Below are 15,801 nucleotides of genomic sequence, written 5' to 3'. Positions count from 1 at the left end.
GAGGAGCGCGCGGCCGGGATGCGGATACTGTTGAAACCATGGATGAGAGCGCAGCCCCCGGAGAGACCGCGGACCACGAGCCCCGCCACAGCGGGCCGGCCAGGTTCGCCCGTCCCGTGCTGATCGCCGCTGCCGTGGTGGCCGTGGTCTGCATCGCCCTGCTGGTGATCATCTTCCTGCTGGACACCTTTAACGCCACCGTCTACTCCGTGGGCGGCAACGACATCCAGGACAACACCCAGGAGGCCAAGGACATCCGCGGGCTGTACGACGGCGCCCGGGCGGGGAGCATCGTTTTCCTCGTTATTGCGCTGCTCGCCGCAGCGGGATCCGGGTGGTTCCTCTATCGGGGCCGGAAGCAGGGTGGCGGCGATTCCGACGGCGGCGAAGACGTGGACTTCGACGACCTGGGCCGGTAGGTGCGCTGCGGCTTCGGCCCCGCCACCCGGCGTCGTACGTCCTGCTAATGGCGTACGCCCGTGACGAAACGTTGGCACTCACCTTGACCGAGTGCTAACCCTTACATAGAGTCTTCATTAGCACTCTCCCTAGGAGGGTGCTAACACATGAAGAGCTGCCAGCCAGGCTGCTGCCGGCACCGCGACGACGGTTTGCCAGCTACGGCGGAAAGCTTTCCAGTCCACGAATTTGCTGACGAAAAGGAGAGGTCCGAGTGTCGGTCTCTATTAAGCCTCTTGAGGATCGTATTGTTGTCCGCCCGCTCGAAGCCGAGCAGACCACGGCTTCCGGCCTGGTCATCCCGGACTCCGCACAGGAGAAGCCGCAGGAAGGCGAAGTTGTCGCAGTAGGCCCCGGCCGCTTCGAAGACGGCAACCGCGTCCCCGTTGACGTAGCCGTTGGCGACGTTGTCATCTACTCCAAGTACGGCGGAACCGAAGTCAAGACCGGCGGCACCGAGTACCTTGTGCTCTCCGCCCGCGACGTCCTGGCGATCGTCGTAAAGTAACTCTTCCGGATCCCCGTGCCGCCGGCCATGCTCATGCTGGCCGGTAGTGCGGGGTTCTGTCTTTGAAAGGACAAAACCATGGCAAAGCAGCTTGCGTTTAATGACGCTGCCCGCCGGTCCCTTGAGGCCGGCATCGATAAGCTCGCGAACACCGTCAAGGTGACGCTCGGCCCGCGCGGCCGCAACGTCGTCCTGGACAAGAAGTGGGGCGCCCCCACCATCACGAACGACGGCGTCACCATCGCCCGCGAAGTGGAACTGGACGATCCCTACGAGAACCTTGGCGCCCAGCTGGCCAAGGAAGTAGCCACCAAGACCAACGACGTTGCCGGCGACGGCACCACCACCGCCACGGTCCTGGCCCAGGCCCTGGTCAAGGAAGGCCTGCGCAACGTTGCAGCCGGCGCTGCCCCCGGCCAGATCAAGCGCGGCATCGAAGTTGCGGTTGAAGCCGTGGCTGCCCGCCTGCTGGAGAACGCCCGGCCGGTTGAAGGCACCCAGGTGGCAAACGTTGCCGCCATCTCCGCCCAGAGCGACGAAATCGGCGAGCTCCTCGCCGAGGCCTTCGGCAAGGTGGGCAAGGATGGCGTCATCACCATCGAAGAGTCCTCCACCACGCAGACCGAACTGGTCCTCACCGAGGGCATGCAGTTCGACAAGGGCTACCTGTCTCCGTACTTCGTCACCGACGCGGAGCGCCAGGAAGCTGTCCTCGAGGACGCACTCATCCTGATCAACCAGGGCAAGATCTCCTCCATCCAGGAATTCCTGCCGCTGCTCGAAAAGGCGCTGCAGGCCTCCAAGCCGCTGTTCATCATTGCCGAAGACGTTGAGGGCGAGGCCCTGTCCACGCTGATCGTCAACCGCATCCGCGGCACCCTGAACGTCGTTGCCGTCAAGGCTCCGGGCTTCGGTGACCGCCGCAAGGCCATGCTGCAGGACATCGCCACCCTCACCGGCGCGCAGGTTGTCTCCCCGGAGCTGGGCCTGAGCCTGGACTCCGTTGGCCTGGAGGTGCTGGGTACCGCCCGCCGCATCACCGTCACCAAGGACAACACCACCATCGTGGACGGCGCCGGTTCGGCCGAGGACGTAGCGGCACGGGTTGCCCAGTTGCGCGCCGAGCTGACCCGCACCGACTCCGACTGGGACCGCGAAAAGCTCCAGGAGCGCCTGGCCAAGCTGGCCGGCGGCATCGGCGTCATCAAGGTCGGCGCGGCCACCGAGGTTGAGCTGAAGGAAAAGAAGCACCGCATCGAGGACGCCGTGTCCTCCACCCGCGCTGCCCTTGAAGAAGGCATCGTCTCCGGTGGCGGCTCCGCCCTGGTCCACGCCCTCAAGGCACTGGATGAGGACGCCTCGGTCAAGGCCCTGGAAGGCGACGCCGCGGCAGCCGTAGGCATCGTCCGCCGCGCGCTGGTCCAGCCGCTGCGCTGGATCGCCCAGAACGCCGGCTTCGACGGCTACGTGGTGGCCGCCAAGGTTGCCGACGCCGAGGTCAACAACGGCTTCAACGCCAAGTCCGGCGAGTACGAGGACCTGATCGGCGCGGGCGTCATCGACCCCGTCAAGGTCACCCGTGCAGCCCTCCGCAACGCGGCCTCCATCGCCGCCCTGGTTCTCACCACCGAGACCCTGGTCGTGGAGAAGCCGGCCGAAGAGGACGAGCACGCAGGCCACAGCCACTAGTCCCCACCGTCTCCCTAACCTCGCTTCGCTCGGTTAGGGAACCCTGACGGCGTGGGCCCAGCTCTTTGGCTGAGAAGGCTGGTCCGGCATTTGCCGGGCCAGCCTTTTTCATGTCCCCTGAACGAGGCCCCTTTAACCCGCCGCCATGTCCCGCGTCTCTACGCCGCCTACAGGCTCGTAGACCAAAGACACAGCGCCTTTGGGGAAGCTGCGTGCCGGCTCGGCCAGGCTGAAAGTGGTGGGTACGGCGCCGTCGTCGAAAAGGCGCTTGCCTTGTCCGAGCGCGACGGGATAAAGCCACAGGTGAAGACGGTCCAGCACGCCTGCCGACAGGAGGGACCGGATGAGGAACCCGCTGCCGAACATGTGCACCTGCCCGTAGTCCTCCCGGAGCCTGCCGGCCGCGGCGGCATCCGGCAGCACTGTGGTCCCTGCCCAGCTGGGATCGTGCAGGGAGCCGGACACGACGAACTTGGGCACCCGGTTAAGTGCGTCCGCAATGTCGCCGGACTGGTGGGGCCAGTACGACGAAAAGATGTTATAGGTTGCCCGCCCCAGGAGCAACGCGTCCATGCGTCCGATCTCGGCAGCGATGGCGGCGCCCGCTTCGTCGTCGGACACCGGCGCCTGCCAGCCGCCGAATTCGAAGCCGCCTTCGCTGTCTTCCTCGCGGCCGCCGGGCGCCTGGTACACGCCATCGAGGGTGATGAACAGGTTCGCGACAATGATCCCCACGCGCCCATTGTGGAGCAGGGCCGGGAGGCTGTCCAGAGCCGTGGCAGGATGGTCCCATGTTGCTCCTTGAGCTTGTGGAAACCAGCGCGTCCGTTGCGTCGACCCGCTCCCGGCTGGCGAAAGTTGACGCCTTGGCCGGCCTGCTGCGCCGCCTGGAGCCGGCCGAGATCCCGACGGCGGTGGGCCTGCTCACTGCCAAACCGCGCCAGGGCCGCGTGGGCGTCGGATGGAGCGCGGTGGCAGCGGCCAAGGAAGAGCCGGCCGTCGAGCCAAGCCTTACAGTGGCCGATTTTGATGCGGCGCTGGACCGCCTGCTCGCTGCCGCCGGGACCGGATCCGGCGCGGAGCGGGCAGCGACCCTGCGGAAACTGATGGCGGCTGCCACCGGGCCGGAGCAGGCGTTTATCACCGGCGTCCTGCTGGGCGAGCTGCGCACCGGTGCGCTGGAAGGAGTCCTCACGGATGCCGTGGCCCGCGCTGCCGGGAAGCCCGTGGAAGCCGTCCGGCGTGCCGCCATGCTCTCGGGGGACCTTGGCGAAACAGCCCTCCTGGCCATCACCGGCACCCAGGCCGAGCTGGACGCCGTCGGACTGGTGGTGGGCCGCCCTGTGCTGCCTATGCTCGCCTCCACCGCGTCCAGCCCAGGCGCAGCACTTGAAACCACGGGGGAGGCCTCGGTGGAATACAAGCTCGACGGCGCGCGCATCCAGGTGCACCGCGCGGACGACGACGTCAGCATCTACACCCGCAACCTGGCCGACGTCACCCACCGGCTTCCCGAAGTGGTGGAAGTGGTCCGTGGCCTGCCGCTGCAGCACGTGATCCTGGACGGCGAGACCCTGGCCCTCGATGAGGAAGGCGGTCCGCGGCCCTTCCAGGAAACCATGGCACGGTTTGGTGCCGATGCAGTGCGGGAAACAGTTTTGCATCCCTGGTTCTTCGATGTGCTGCATATCGATGGCCGGGACCTGCTGGATGAGCCGTTGGCCCACCGCATCGAAGTACTTGAGCGCATCGCCCCTGCCCACCGGATTCCTGGGGAGGTTACGGCTGACCCGGCCGTTGCGGAACGTGTCTCACAGGATGCACTTGCCGCTGGCCATGAGGGTGTTGTGGTGAAGGCGATCGGCTCCACTTATGCCGCTGGCCGGCGTGGATCGAACTGGGTAAAAGTGAAGCCGGTCCTGACCTATGACCTGGTGGTGCTCGCCTGCGAATGGGGGTCCGGCCGGCGCACCGGGATGCTGTCCAACCTGCACCTGGGCGCCCTTGACCCCGCAGGGGAGTTTGGCACACCCGGCGGTTATGTGATGGTGGGCAAGACCTTCAAGGGCCTCACCGACGAACTGCTGCGCTGGCAGACCGGACGGTTCCAGGAGCTTGAGGTACGGCGCACTGCCGGCACCGTCTGGGTGGAGCCAGTCACCGTCGTCGAAATTGCCATTGACGGCGTGCAGCAGTCGCCGCGCTACCCCGGCGGCATCGCGCTTCGTTTTGCGCGCGTCAAGCGCTACCGCGACGACAAGGCCCCGGCCGAAGCGGACACCATCCAGACCCTGCGCGGACTGCTGCGCCGGTAGGGGAGCGCACCTAGTTGCGGGCCCCGCTTCGCTGGCGCTGCAGCCTGCGCGCCACGCCGTCCGGCAGGCGCCTGGCGACCACCCGGTAAAACAGCAAAACTGCCAAGGCAGCCACCACGATGCCCACGAGGTTGAGCAGCAGTTGCAGGGCGGAGCCTGCTGCCTTTTGGTATTCGCCCAACACCAAGGCCACCGCTACATACCCGGCCGCCGGCACGGTGGTCACCGAGATGAAAACGCCGATCAGCGCGGCGGAACGCCGGCCAATGATCGATAACATCCCCGCGATCCCGGCCAGCACCGCGACAATCAGCGAATAGGGCCCGGGATGGTAGATGAACTCGACGGCCGAGCCTTTGTCCAGGGCATCACGCGGGAAGAGCCCCAGCGGCACCGAAAGCCAGGCAGTGACGGCTGCGAGCACCATGGCAGCGGGGAATCCGACTCCCAACGCAACGGCTGCGCGCCGTCCAAGCTTCCACTGGCGTGTGGCAAGCGAGACTGCCAGGGCGGCCAGCGGTCCGAACTCGGGGCCAACAGCCATGGCGCCCACGATGGCAATCGGGGAATCGGTCACAATGCCAATTCCTGCGAGCTGGGTGGCCAGGACCAGGAAAGCGATGAAGTTCCATGTCAGGCGGGAATCCTCGCCGGTTTGCCGTGTCACGTCGTCCCAGATGACCGCGTCGGCCCCGTCGCCCGGGGCGGCTCGTTCCGCCCGGTCTGCCTTCCTGGAAAGGACGAATTCCGGCGTGGTCATGGCAATGGAGCCCGCGTCCCGGATCTTCAGGATTTCCAGCTTTTCGAGCAGTTCCTCCACCGACTCCCGGGCGATGAGAACCTCGATCACGTCGCCGGGAGGCACCACAGCCACCCCCTTGGCCACCGTGACTTCCGCCACGCCCCGCTGGTCGCGGCAGGTCTGTACCGTCACCGCGGACAGCTCCCCGGGCACACAGATCCGCAGCTGGACAACCATGCCCGCTCCCTTCGCCGGTTGTGGCCAGCATAGTCCGGACGGGCGCGTTGATTAGCTGTTAACAGCGGGGTTGACTAGGCTTGCTGCTTTGGCTGGCGGGATTTTGAGAGGTTCTTGTGTCGATAACGGAAACCCCGAAGGCACCCGAACCCAGGTCCCATGCTGTCCCCAGACAGCGGAAACCGTCTTTCCGGCCGGAGATCCAGGGCCTGCGGTCACTGGCTGTCCTCATGGTGGTGACCTACCACGTCTGGTTCGGGCGCGTGTCCGGCGGGGTTGATGTCTTCCTCTTCATTTCCGCCTTCCTGATGACCCTCCAGTTCCTTGGACGCCATGACCGGAACCAGCCCTTCGCCCTGGCGAAACACTGGCTCCACCTGTTCCGCCGGCTCCTCCCGGCAGCCGTCACGGTCATCGTGGCAACCCTGGCCGTGTCTGCCCTGGTGCTTCCACCGACGCGGTGGCTGGACCTCATCGCGCAAGGCTGGGCCTCCCTGTCCTATTCCGAGAACCGGCTGTTGCAGCGGGACGCGGTGGACTACTACGCCAACGACCACAGCGTGGCCAGCCCCTTCCAGCACTTTTGGTCGCTGTCCATCCAGGGGCAGGTCTTCATCCTGTGGCCCCTGATCTTCGCGCTGGCCGGCTGGACGGCGCGCCGCTACCGGTTGTCCTACCGTCCCCTGCTCGCCTACATTTTCTTCGCCATCTTCCTCGGTTCGCTGGGCTACTCCATCATCTTCACCGCCACCAACCAGGTGCAGGCCTACTTCGACACGGGCGCCCGGCTGTGGGAATTCGCCTTGGGCACGCTCGTGGCCCTGATCCTCCCCGGCCTGCGTTTCCGGCGCCGGACCCGCGTCATCATGGGCTGGGTGGGCGTCCTGGCCATGCTGGCGTGCGGCATTGTCCTTGATGTGCAGGGGGCTTTCCCCGGTATTGCCGCGCTGTGGCCCACCGTCGCCGCGGCCTTGGTCATCGTGGCAGGCCAAACGGAAAGCGCCGCAGGGATAGACCGCGTCCTCTCCGCCAAGCCACTCGTCAAGCTCGGTGACATCTCCTATGCCCTTTACCTGTGGCACTGGCCGCTCCTGGTACTCGCTCTCGCCTGGAGCGGGAAGGACCACGCGGGCTGGCTGTCCGGTTTAGTCATTATCCTGGTGGCCCTGGCGCTCGCCTACCTGACGACGCGCTACATCGAAAAGCCCTGGCGGGAATGGAAATGGCCGGAAGTCCGGAAGCGCAGGGCGGTCCTGGCCATCATGCTGGCTGTCGCTGTGGCAGCGGTGCCCCTGTCCGGCTGGAACTTCCAGCTCGAGATGGAACGCCGCGCGGTGGAGGCGCAGAAGATCGCCAACAACCCCGGCTCCCGCGTCCTTGACACCGCTTACGCGGCCGGAACACCGGCCGCGGATGCGGCCCTCCTGCCGCTGGCGGCGGATCTCACCAAGAACTGGGTATCCCTGGATGGACCGTGTACGGAGGAGATCGCCCCGGAGAGCCGCCTGCTGAAGGGATCGTGCTTCGAACAGCGCCCCGCAGGTGAGCCATCCAAGCGCGTCCTGGTGCTGGGGGACAGCCATGCGCAGCAGTGGTCCGGCGCCGTCAAACCGTTGGCAGCCCAAAAGAACTGGCTTTTGTACTCCATCCTGAAGGGCGCCTGCAAGGCCACGCCGCGGGACCTGGGAGGAAGCGCGGACTGCGACGCTTTCAATGCGGACGTCCAGAAGGAAATCACCAGGCTGAAGCCCGACGCCATCATCGTGGTGGGAACTGCGGCGGCGCCCTCGAGTCCTGCCGAGGCCCTGACGCCCGGTTTCGAGGAAATGGTCTCCGGGTGGCTGGGCCAGGGGATCCAGGTTGTTGCCCTCCGGGACAACCCCCGTTTTTCCTTCAACATGGCCGAATGCGTGGTGCGGGAAGGCGCCGAGGCCCAGGCCTGCCGCCCGCCGGTCAGCAACAATTTTCCGGCCAGCAGCCCCTTCGACACCTTGGACATGTCCCGTCTGCCCGGCTTGTCCCTGGTGGACCTGACAGACCGGATCTGCACCCCGACGGAGTGCCCTGCCGTGGTGGGTAATGTGTATGTGTACCTGGACGACAACCACCTAAGCGCCGAATATGCGGCCAGCATGGCGGACGAGTTCGCCAAGCGGCTGCTGGCAGTTGCGGGCTGGGCGGGCTGATGCCGCAGGCAGCAGGCACCAAAGCCCCCTCAGCAGACCCGGCGCCTTCGAAGCCCAGAAAGCCCTCCTTCCGCCCTGAAGTCCAGGGCCTGCGCGCCCTGGCTGTCCTGATGGTGGTGGCCTATCACGTCTGGCTGGGCCGCGTGTCCGGCGGTGTGGACATTTTCCTCCTGATTTCAGCTTTCCTGCTCACCCTCTCCTTCATCCGCAAGGCGGAGTCAGGCAAGCCCTTCCGACTCCTGGCGCACTGGCTGCACCTGTTCAAGCGCCTGCTGCCCGCCGTCGTCGTGGTGATCCTCGGAGTCCTGGCCGGCACCTGGCTGATCCTGCCCCAGGGGCGCTGGCCGGAGGTGCTCGACCAGGCGTGGGCGTCCCTGCTCTACCGCCAGAACTGGCTGCTGGCAGACGCCGCCGTTGATTACTACGCGCAGGACCACGCGGGCGCCAGCCCGTTGCAGCACTTCTGGTCGCTGTCCATCCAGGGCCAGGTCTTCATCCTGTGGCCGCTGATCTTCGCCGCCGCGGCCTTTGCGCTGGCCGGGCTGCGCCAGGTACCCCGCCTGCGCCGGCTGACCTACCGCGGGCTGCTTGCCGCCGTGTTCGGGACCGTGTTCGTGCTGTCCCTGGCCTATTCCATGGAGCAGACCGCCACCAACCAGGCCTACGCCTACTTCGATACCCGGGCCCGGCTATGGGAGTTTGCGCTTGGGTCGTTGCTGGCCCTGGTGCTGCCGTACCTGAAACCCGGCCGCATCTTCCGGGTGGTGCTGGGCTGGGCCGGACTGGCAGGCATGGTTTCCTGCGGGCTGGTCCTGACCGTTGACCGTTCCTTCCCCGGGTACGTGGCGCTGTGGCCAACGGTGTCGGCGGCCGCGATCATTGTTGCGGGGCAGACCGGCAGCAGGTTCGGGGTGGACCGCCTCCTCAGCAGCCGGCCCGCCGTCGCGCTGGGCGATAACTCCTACGCCCTGTACCTCTGGCACTGGCCCGTCCTGGTGCTGGCCCTTGCGGCCACCGGAGTAGAAGCGCCCAACCTCAAACAGGGCCTTGGCATTGTCGCGGCCTCCACCGTGCTCGCCATCCTGACCACCCACTTTGTCGAAAAGCCCCTGCGCGACTGGCACTGGCCCAAGCTCCGCGCCTGGCGCACCGCCGTCGTTATTGTTGCGTGTGGTGCCCTGCTGGCAGGGCCCGTTGCCGTCTGGCAGACATCGCTCAGCAAGGAGGAAATCGCGACGGCTGCACAACCGAGGGAGCTGACGCCAGGGGCGCTGGCACTCACCCCGGAGAACGAAAACACTCCCGCCCCCAGGGCCCGGACCATCCCCGGGCCCACCGCGCTGGACAACGACTGGGCCGGCATCGACTCAGCCTGCACGGGCGCCAACGCCACCAGCGATCCAATTCTCGAAGGCTGCCGGCAGGAGCTCCCGGAGGAACCTTCCTCCAAGCGCATCGTGGTGCTGGGCGATTCCCATGCCCAGCAGTACCTTGCCGCCCTGGCACCCCTGGCGGCGGCCCGCGGCTGGGAGCTGGTGACACTGCTGATGCCGGCCTGCCGGTTTGGTGCCGAATCGGAGGCGCGGAGTGCGGAGTGCAACGCCTACAACCGCGCCAGTTCCACCTACGTCCTGGAGCACATGCCGGATGCTGTGTTCACGGTGGCGTCGCTGACCCATGAGGAAGCTCCGTTCGAAACCGAAGTGCCGGGATACCTCGAAGGCGTGCGGCCATTCGCCGACGCGGGAATCGAGGTTGTGGGAATCCGGGACAACCCGCGGTTCACGTTCAACATGCCGCAGTGCTCCCAGCGGCACGGTGCCACTGCGCCGGCTTGCAATCCGGCGCTGGCTGAGTCCCTGGTGGAACCGTCGCCCCTGGAGAATTACCGCGGCAAGCTGCCGGGGCTGCACCTGATGGACATGAGCGACTTCATCTGTGCCCGCGGCGTCTGCCCGGCGGTGGTGGGAAACGTCTACGTCTACAAGGACGACAACCACCTGACCCGGACGTATGTGGAGACCATGATCCCCATGTTCGAACAGCGGCTGCTGGCGGCCACGGGCTGGAGCTGAGCCCGGGCCAGTCGCGGGAAGTGCCGTTGCTCACATCCGGAGCCTGGAATAGGGGGATCGGCGCCGAGGTTCTAATATTTACTCAACACTTTCTGCCCCCGGAATGCCGTGCTGCACGGTGCTCCCGCAGGATCGTCTGCACAGGCCAGTTCCGTAATAACGGGCTGGTCATCGGCTGCAACCCCTACCCGTGACCCAGCAACCAAGGTAAGAGGCGCACTCATGACCGAGCCCGAACACAACCCCTTTGGCTTCATTGGCCTGACCTACGACGACGTCCTCCTCCTTCCGGGCCACACCGACGTCATCCCGTCCGAGGCAGACACCTCCTCCCGGATCTCCAAGCGCATCAGCGTGCAGACTCCGTTGCTCTCCGCCGCCATGGACACCGTCACGGAGTCCCGCATGGCCATCGCCATGGCCCGCCAGGGTGGCCTGGGCGTGGTGCACCGCAACCTGTCCATTGCAGACCAGGCGGACCAGGTTGACCGGGTCAAGCGGAGCGAGTCCGGCATGATCACCAACCCGCTCACCATCCGCCCCGAGGCGACGCTGCGCGAACTGGACGATCTTTGCGCCCACTACCGCGTGTCCGGCCTGCCTGTCGTTGACGAGGACAACCGCCTGCTGGGCATCGTCACCAACCGCGACACCCGCTTCGTCCCGGAGTCCGACTTCCCGCTGCGACTGGTCAGCGACGTCATGACCAAGATGCCCCTGGTCACCGGGCACGTGGGCATCAGCCGCGAGGAAGCCTCGCACAAGCTGGCCACCAACAAGATCGAAAAGCTCCCGCTCGTGGACGACCAGGGCCGGCTCAAGGGCCTGATCACCACCAAGGACTTCACCAAGGCCGAGCAGTACCCGCTGGCTACCAAGGATGACGAAGGCCGGCTCCGGGTCGGTGCCGCCATTGGCTTCTTCGGGGACGGCTGGGAGCGCGCCATGACCCTGGTGGACGCCGGAGTCGACGCCCTCTTCGTGGACACCGCCAACGGCCACTCCCAGGGCGTGCTGGACATGATCCACCGCCTGAAGTCGGAGCCCGCCGCGGCCCACGTGGACATCATCGGCGGCCAGGCTGCCACCCGTGAGGGCGCACAGGCGTTGATCGACGCCGGTGCCGACGGCATCAAGGTGGGCGTCGGCCCGGGATCCATCTGCACTACCCGCGTGGTTGCCGGCGTGGGCGTCCCGCAGATCACCGCCATCTACGAATCGGCCAAAGCCGCCATTCCGGCCGGCGTGCCGCTGATCGCCGACGGCGGCCTGCAGTACTCCGGCGATATCGGCAAGGCGCTCGTTGCCGGCGCCGACACGGTCATGCTCGGTTCCCTGCTCGCCGGTTGCGACGAGTCCCCGGGCGAGCTGATCTTCGTCAACGGCAAGCAGTTCAAGTCCTACCGCGGCATGGGCTCCCTGGGCGCCATGCAGTCGCGCGGCAAGAATACGTCCTACTCCAAGGACCGCTACTTCCAGGCCGATGTCTCCGGCGATGACAAGCTCATCCCCGAAGGCATCGAAGGCCGGGTTGCCTACCGCGGCCCGCTGTCCTCCGTGGCCTACCAGCTGGTCGGCGGCCTGCGCCAGACCATGTTCTACACCGGCGCGCCCACCATTCCCGAACTGAAGGTCCGCGGCAAGTTCGTTCGGATCACCTCTGCCGGGCTGAAGGAATCGCACCCGCACGATATCCAGATGACCGTCGAGGCGCCGAACTACGGCTCGCGCTAAAGAACCCCGATTGGGATGGGCATTTCTGCCCATCCCAATTTTTTGCGCTAATTACTATAGTCGTTGGAGAAATATCGTTGCGGGTTGGGGGCAGCAGTGGCAGGCACTTTCTATGGGGCGGACGTCGCCCAGCTGCGGCTACTGGCTGCCAGCATCCGGTCGGCAGGGCGGAGCCTTGATGGGCAACGACAAATGCTCGCCGCGGGCGTGGACGGCACGCTCTGGCCCGGGCCTGACGCCGAGAGGTTCCGCGGGGAGTGGAAATCCAGCCATAGCCGTTCCCTGTCCGCCGCAGCTCTGTTCCTCAAGCAGGCGGCCGAGGAGTTGGTGCGGCAGGCAAACGAACAGGAGTCGGCGAGTGGCGGAAGTGGAGGTCTTATTGCCGGTGGTCCAGGTGCAGGACTGCAGGCATCGACTCCTGGTCCGGGCGACGTCAGCGGCAAGTCCGCTGCTGAAGTCCGCGCTTGGTGGCTGGCACTGACAGCTTCCCAGCAGCAAGCCTTCATCCGGCGCTATCCTATTTTGGCCGGGAACACCAACGGCATACCCTTCTCTGCGCGGATCGAAGCGAACCGCGCCAACGCGCAAAGCCGGATCGACTGGCTGCGGAACAATGATCCGGAACCCAAGCTGAACCCCTGGATCTTCGACTCAAGCTACCCCGCACGCTTCGCTGCCGAACACGAAGCGTGGCGGAAGCGCCAGGAGGGTATCGGATACCTGCACAAGGTTGTGGAGGGCAAGGTGCAGCTAGCCGCCTACGACCCTGCCCGCAGTTCCATCATTGAGCTCATTGGCAACTACACCGCGGATACGACGACGGTTGTCACCTACGTTCCTGGAACCACCACCAATGAGGCGTCGTTCTACGCAGGCCGGTTGCAGGACGTACCGGGTCGTTTGGTCACGGCGGATAAGTCGGGCGGCACGGCCGCTTTCGTCTACAAGGGGTCCGAGTTCCCGCACGGCGGGTTTGTGGAAGCATTCCTGGTGGAAGCAAAGGACGACGGTTTCGTGGCCCGCTCAGCGCCCGTCCTCGCCGGTTTCCAGCAGGCCGTTGCCCTGGAGTTGCCAGTCCAGGCACAAGCAGTCGGCATCGGTCACAGCTGGGGCCTTCGGAACCTGACCGGTGCAGAAATGGAAGGCGCCAGGTTCAACAAGCTCATTGCCCTGTCGGGTGCCGCCATGCCGCCTGCCTGGACGCCTGTGCCAGGCACCGATTACACCAGCTACACCTATCCGGATATCCTGCTCACGGCCGAGACTATGGGGCTGGTGGGGGAAAACTATCCCATGCGGGAACCTGCCTTCGACAAACACGTCTATGCCCCGCCCGGCGGCCTCACTCCAGCCGAGCTGTACAGCAAGGACAACCACTCCCTGATCGCCACCACAGACCCCGAAAACGAGGAAGCCCTTGCCGACGTCCTGGCGGAAATCCGTGAACGGTGAGGCCGGCCCATGGCCGGCATGGCGATTAACCGGGTTAGCAATTCTGCTGGCGATAACGGCCTCATGCGGCCAGCCAGGAAATGGAGGAAACATGGGCGTCAGCCTCGAATCAGCCAAGACCAAGGTAATGTCCTCGGAACAGGAAATCCTGGCCCTGCTGCCGGGCAGCTCAGTGGTGTCCACGTTCGCTGACAACACGTCCCGCCTAATGTCCTGCACGGATGGAAACCGGCGCAAGTGGACAGGGGACGCGGAAGCCAAACTTGGCAACGCTGTGGACCGGGAAGGCTTTCTGGACGAGGTGGTGCAGCATATGCAGGCCAAGGACGGCTGGACGGTGAAAGATGGGACGGCGCCAGACGGAGCGCGGCGGTTAGACCTTCTGCACAGCGACGGCACCCATCTGTTCGTGTTCTTTTTGGACAGCCCCGAATCACTGAGGGTGGAAGGTTACAGCGCCTGCTTCGATTTGCCCGAGTACGAGTACGGCGAGGAGTACTGACCTCCGCCGTACCCAGGGGCGCGGCACTAGGCTGATTCCATGTCCCAACCGCGCCATCCGGCGGAGCTGACCCCCAAACGCGACCCGCAAAAGCGGCTTGCCCTGCGCCCCTATGCCAAGGCCGTGGCCCAGGTCCTTCGCGTGAGCTTCCGGGCGTCCCCGGGGGCCGTGGTCATGAAGGTCCTCGGCTCACTCATCTCGGCCGTTCTACCGTTGGTCACCACCTACTTCGCATCCCTCACCACCTCTGCCTTGGCCGCAGCGTACGCGGGCGACGGCGGAGCAGGACGCCGTGCCATCGTCTACGTCGTCGTCACTGCGGCGCTGGGGCTGTTTTGGGGCGCCTTCAACAGCGTGGACCGATATATCCAGCAGCTGATGAGTTTCAAAGTCGGCGCCATCGTGGGGGACCAGATGTATGAGCGGTTCCTCGCCCTCGAATTCTGGCGCTACGACGACAAGGAAACGGTTGACCTCTACGACCGCGCCAAGCGGTTCTCCGACTCCTACGCCCGCGTCCTTGACCGGATCGCCGCCATCTTCACGCAGCTGGTCTCGGTTATCCTGGCCATTGGTGCCCTCCTGCTGGTCAGCTGGTGGATCGCCGTCATCGTCCTGGTGGCCATCGTGCCCAGCGTGTACCTGCAGTTCAAGCTGTCCCGGGAGCAAATCGCACACTGGAACACCCAGGTGGACTCCCGCCGCCAGCGCCGCATGATCGAAACCAACCTCCTCCGGCCGCAGCACATTGCCGAGATGCGGCTATACGGCATTGTCGGCTTCCTCATGGATCTTCGGTCCCGGCTCCGCGACGCGGATGAGCGGCGGCGCCTCGACTACCAGCGCCGCTACATTCCCAAACAACTGGCGGCGGACGCCCTGCAATACGGTGCCGAGGTGGTCTCGCTGATCTGGGTGGTGGGGCAGATCATCGCCCGCGCAGCCCCCGTGGGTCAGTTCCTCTACGTCCAGCAGATTGTGAGCCGCGCCCTGTCCACGGCGAACAACCTGGTGTCGTCCCTGAGCTCCATCGATGAGGACCTCGCCAACCTGAAGGACTACGAGCTGTTCATGGCGATGCCCGTGCCCTCGGAACATGCGCCGCCGCTGCTGCAAGCACCGAAGGAAGTGGAGTTGAAGGATATCCGCTTCACTTACACGGGCAGCGACATTGAAGTGATCAAGGGCATCAGCCTCACCATCCGGCAGGGCCAGCACATCGCCATCGTGGGGGAGAACGGTGCCGGCAAGTCCACGTTGATCCGCATCCTGGCAGGCCTCTACCGTCCCGACTCCGGACAGGTACTGCTCGACGGCGTGGACCTGGCCGCCGTCGACGTCACCTCCTGGCACCGGCACCTGGCCGTGCTCAGCCAGGAGTTCCTGAAGTACGAATTCGCGACGGCGGCCGAGAACATCTACTTCGGCGATGTGGAAAGTCCCCGCGATGACGACCGCATCCGCAGGGCCGCAGCCGACGCCGAAGCACTCGACTTCATCAACAAGCTGCCCAACGGCCTGGACAACCACGTCAGCAACTGGATGGAAGACCCAAGGGGCCGGAAGGGCAGCGGCCTTTCCGGCGGCCAGTGGCAGCGACTGGCCATGGCCCGCAACTTTTACCGCGACGCGTCGTTCATGGTCATGGACGAGCCCACCTCCGCCATCGACGCACTGGCCGAGCACCGGATCTTCACGCGTCTCTTCGCAGACCGCAGCAGCACCATGATCGCCATCAGCCACCGCCTTGCCACTATCGAGAAGGCGGATGTCGTCTACATGCTGGAGGATGGCCAAATCGTGGAGCAGGGAACCCATAAGGAACTCGTGGCCCAGCGCGGCCGCTACTTCCGCATGTTCGAGTCCCAGCTTTCCGTGGAGGAACCGGAAGGAGTCTGACGC

Annotated in this window: 12 protein-coding genes; 10 read left to right on the top strand and 2 right to left on the bottom strand. The window is 65.6% G+C overall.

Going from position 1 to position 15,801, the window contains the following annotated elements; translation table 11 throughout:
• Positions 1 to 38 precede the first annotated feature (38 nt).
• The 3 genes from JCQ34_RS13130 to groL all read left to right on the top strand — a co-directional run bounded on the left by JCQ34_RS13130 (position 39) and on the right by groL (position 2,656).
• Positions 39 to 419 carry a hypothetical protein gene (locus JCQ34_RS13130; RefSeq protein WP_286398106.1) on the top strand — a complete coding sequence of 127 codons (381 nt, stop codon included), beginning with the start codon at positions 39 to 41 and terminating at the stop codon, positions 417 to 419.
• 254 nt (positions 420 to 673) lie between these two features.
• On the top strand, positions 674 to 967 hold the full coding sequence (gene groES, locus JCQ34_RS13125; RefSeq protein ID WP_003805290.1) for a co-chaperone GroES: 294 nt from the start codon (positions 674 to 676) through the stop codon (positions 965 to 967).
• 78 nt (positions 968 to 1,045) lie between these two features.
• Positions 1,046 to 2,656 carry a chaperonin GroEL gene (groL, locus tag JCQ34_RS13120; protein WP_286398104.1) on the top strand — a complete coding sequence of 537 codons (1,611 nt, stop codon included), beginning with the start codon at positions 1,046 to 1,048 and terminating at the stop codon, positions 2,654 to 2,656.
• A gap of 132 nt (positions 2,657 to 2,788) precedes the next feature.
• Here groL and JCQ34_RS13115 read toward each other — a convergent pair whose 3' ends face one another.
• On the bottom strand, positions 2,789 to 3,391 hold the full coding sequence (locus tag JCQ34_RS13115; protein ID WP_286398102.1) for a dihydrofolate reductase family protein: 603 nt from the start codon (positions 3,389 to 3,391) through the stop codon (positions 2,789 to 2,791).
• 56 nt (positions 3,392 to 3,447) lie between these two features.
• Here JCQ34_RS13115 and JCQ34_RS13110 point away from each other — a divergent pair, with 56 nt between their 5' ends.
• Positions 3,448 to 4,971 carry an ATP-dependent DNA ligase gene (locus JCQ34_RS13110; protein WP_286398100.1) on the top strand — a complete coding sequence of 508 codons (1,524 nt, stop codon included), beginning with the start codon at positions 3,448 to 3,450 and terminating at the stop codon, positions 4,969 to 4,971.
• Between the two features lie 10 nt (positions 4,972 to 4,981).
• On the opposite strand, the gene JCQ34_RS13105 is transcribed toward JCQ34_RS13110, so the two are convergent.
• Positions 4,982 to 5,950, bottom strand: coding sequence for a DUF389 domain-containing protein (locus tag JCQ34_RS13105; RefSeq protein WP_286398098.1), 969 nt, complete (start codon positions 5,948 to 5,950; stop codon positions 4,982 to 4,984).
• A gap of 116 nt (positions 5,951 to 6,066) precedes the next feature.
• Here JCQ34_RS13105 and JCQ34_RS13100 point away from each other — a divergent pair, with 116 nt between their 5' ends.
• The 6 genes from JCQ34_RS13100 (at position 6,067) to JCQ34_RS13075 (ending at position 15,798) form a co-directional block, all read left to right on the top strand.
• Entirely contained in the window at positions 6,067 to 8,136 is a 2,070-nt protein-coding gene (locus JCQ34_RS13100) for an acyltransferase family protein (protein ID WP_286398096.1), read from the top strand.
• Complete coding sequence (locus JCQ34_RS13095; RefSeq protein WP_286398094.1) at positions 8,136 to 10,211, top strand: acyltransferase family protein; 2,076 nt, start codon at positions 8,136 to 8,138, stop codon at positions 10,209 to 10,211. Before JCQ34_RS13100 ends, JCQ34_RS13095 begins: the two co-directional genes overlap by 1 nt.
• Positions 10,212 to 10,433: 222 nt before the next feature.
• Entirely contained in the window at positions 10,434 to 11,945 is a 1,512-nt protein-coding gene (gene guaB, locus JCQ34_RS13090; protein ID WP_142133152.1) for an IMP dehydrogenase, read from the top strand.
• Positions 11,946 to 12,041: 96 nt separating this feature from the next.
• Positions 12,042 to 13,397: a hypothetical protein gene (locus JCQ34_RS13085; protein WP_286398093.1), complete on the top strand. Its 1,356-nt coding sequence runs from the start codon at positions 12,042 to 12,044 to the stop codon at positions 13,395 to 13,397.
• A 91-nt stretch (positions 13,398 to 13,488) separates the two neighbouring features.
• Positions 13,489 to 13,899 (top strand): hypothetical protein, encoded by a 411-nt coding sequence (locus tag JCQ34_RS13080; protein ID WP_286398092.1) that lies wholly within the window; start codon positions 13,489 to 13,491, stop codon positions 13,897 to 13,899.
• Positions 13,900 to 13,938: 39 nt separating this feature from the next.
• Positions 13,939 to 15,798, top strand: a complete 1,860-nt coding sequence (locus tag JCQ34_RS13075) for an ABC transporter ATP-binding protein (protein ID WP_286398091.1) — start codon at positions 13,939 to 13,941, stop codon at positions 15,796 to 15,798.
• The last annotated feature ends 3 nt before the right edge of the window (positions 15,799 to 15,801 follow it).

The sequence above is a fragment of the Pseudarthrobacter defluvii genome (genome assembly GCF_030323865.1).
Taxonomy (GTDB): domain Bacteria; phylum Actinomycetota; class Actinomycetes; order Actinomycetales; family Micrococcaceae; genus Arthrobacter; species Arthrobacter sedimenti.
The sequence above is the reverse complement of the archived record's forward strand: the minus strand, read 5'-3'. Positions and strand labels throughout refer to the sequence as shown.

Bases quoted from the DNA above. Each gene is read 5' to 3' on its own strand.
- JCQ34_RS13110 (WP_286398100.1), top strand. From the start codon at position 3,448: ATGTTGCTCCTTGAGCTTGTGGAAACCAGCGCGTCCGTTGCGTCGACC.
- groL (WP_286398104.1), top strand. From the start codon at position 1,046: ATGGCAAAGCAGCTTGCGTTTAATGACGCTGCCCGCCGGTCCCTTGAG.
- JCQ34_RS13105 (WP_286398098.1), bottom strand. From the start codon at position 5,950: ATGGTTGTCCAGCTGCGGATCTGTGTGCCCGGGGAGCTGTCCGCGGTG.
- JCQ34_RS13080 (WP_286398092.1), top strand. From the start codon at position 13,489: ATGGGCGTCAGCCTCGAATCAGCCAAGACCAAGGTAATGTCCTCGGAA.
- JCQ34_RS13075 (WP_286398091.1), top strand. From the start codon at position 13,939: ATGTCCCAACCGCGCCATCCGGCGGAGCTGACCCCCAAACGCGACCCG.
- JCQ34_RS13130 (WP_286398106.1), top strand. From the start codon at position 39: ATGGATGAGAGCGCAGCCCCCGGAGAGACCGCGGACCACGAGCCCCGC.
- guaB (WP_142133152.1), top strand. From the start codon at position 10,434: ATGACCGAGCCCGAACACAACCCCTTTGGCTTCATTGGCCTGACCTAC.
- JCQ34_RS13095 (WP_286398094.1), top strand. From the start codon at position 8,136: ATGCCGCAGGCAGCAGGCACCAAAGCCCCCTCAGCAGACCCGGCGCCT.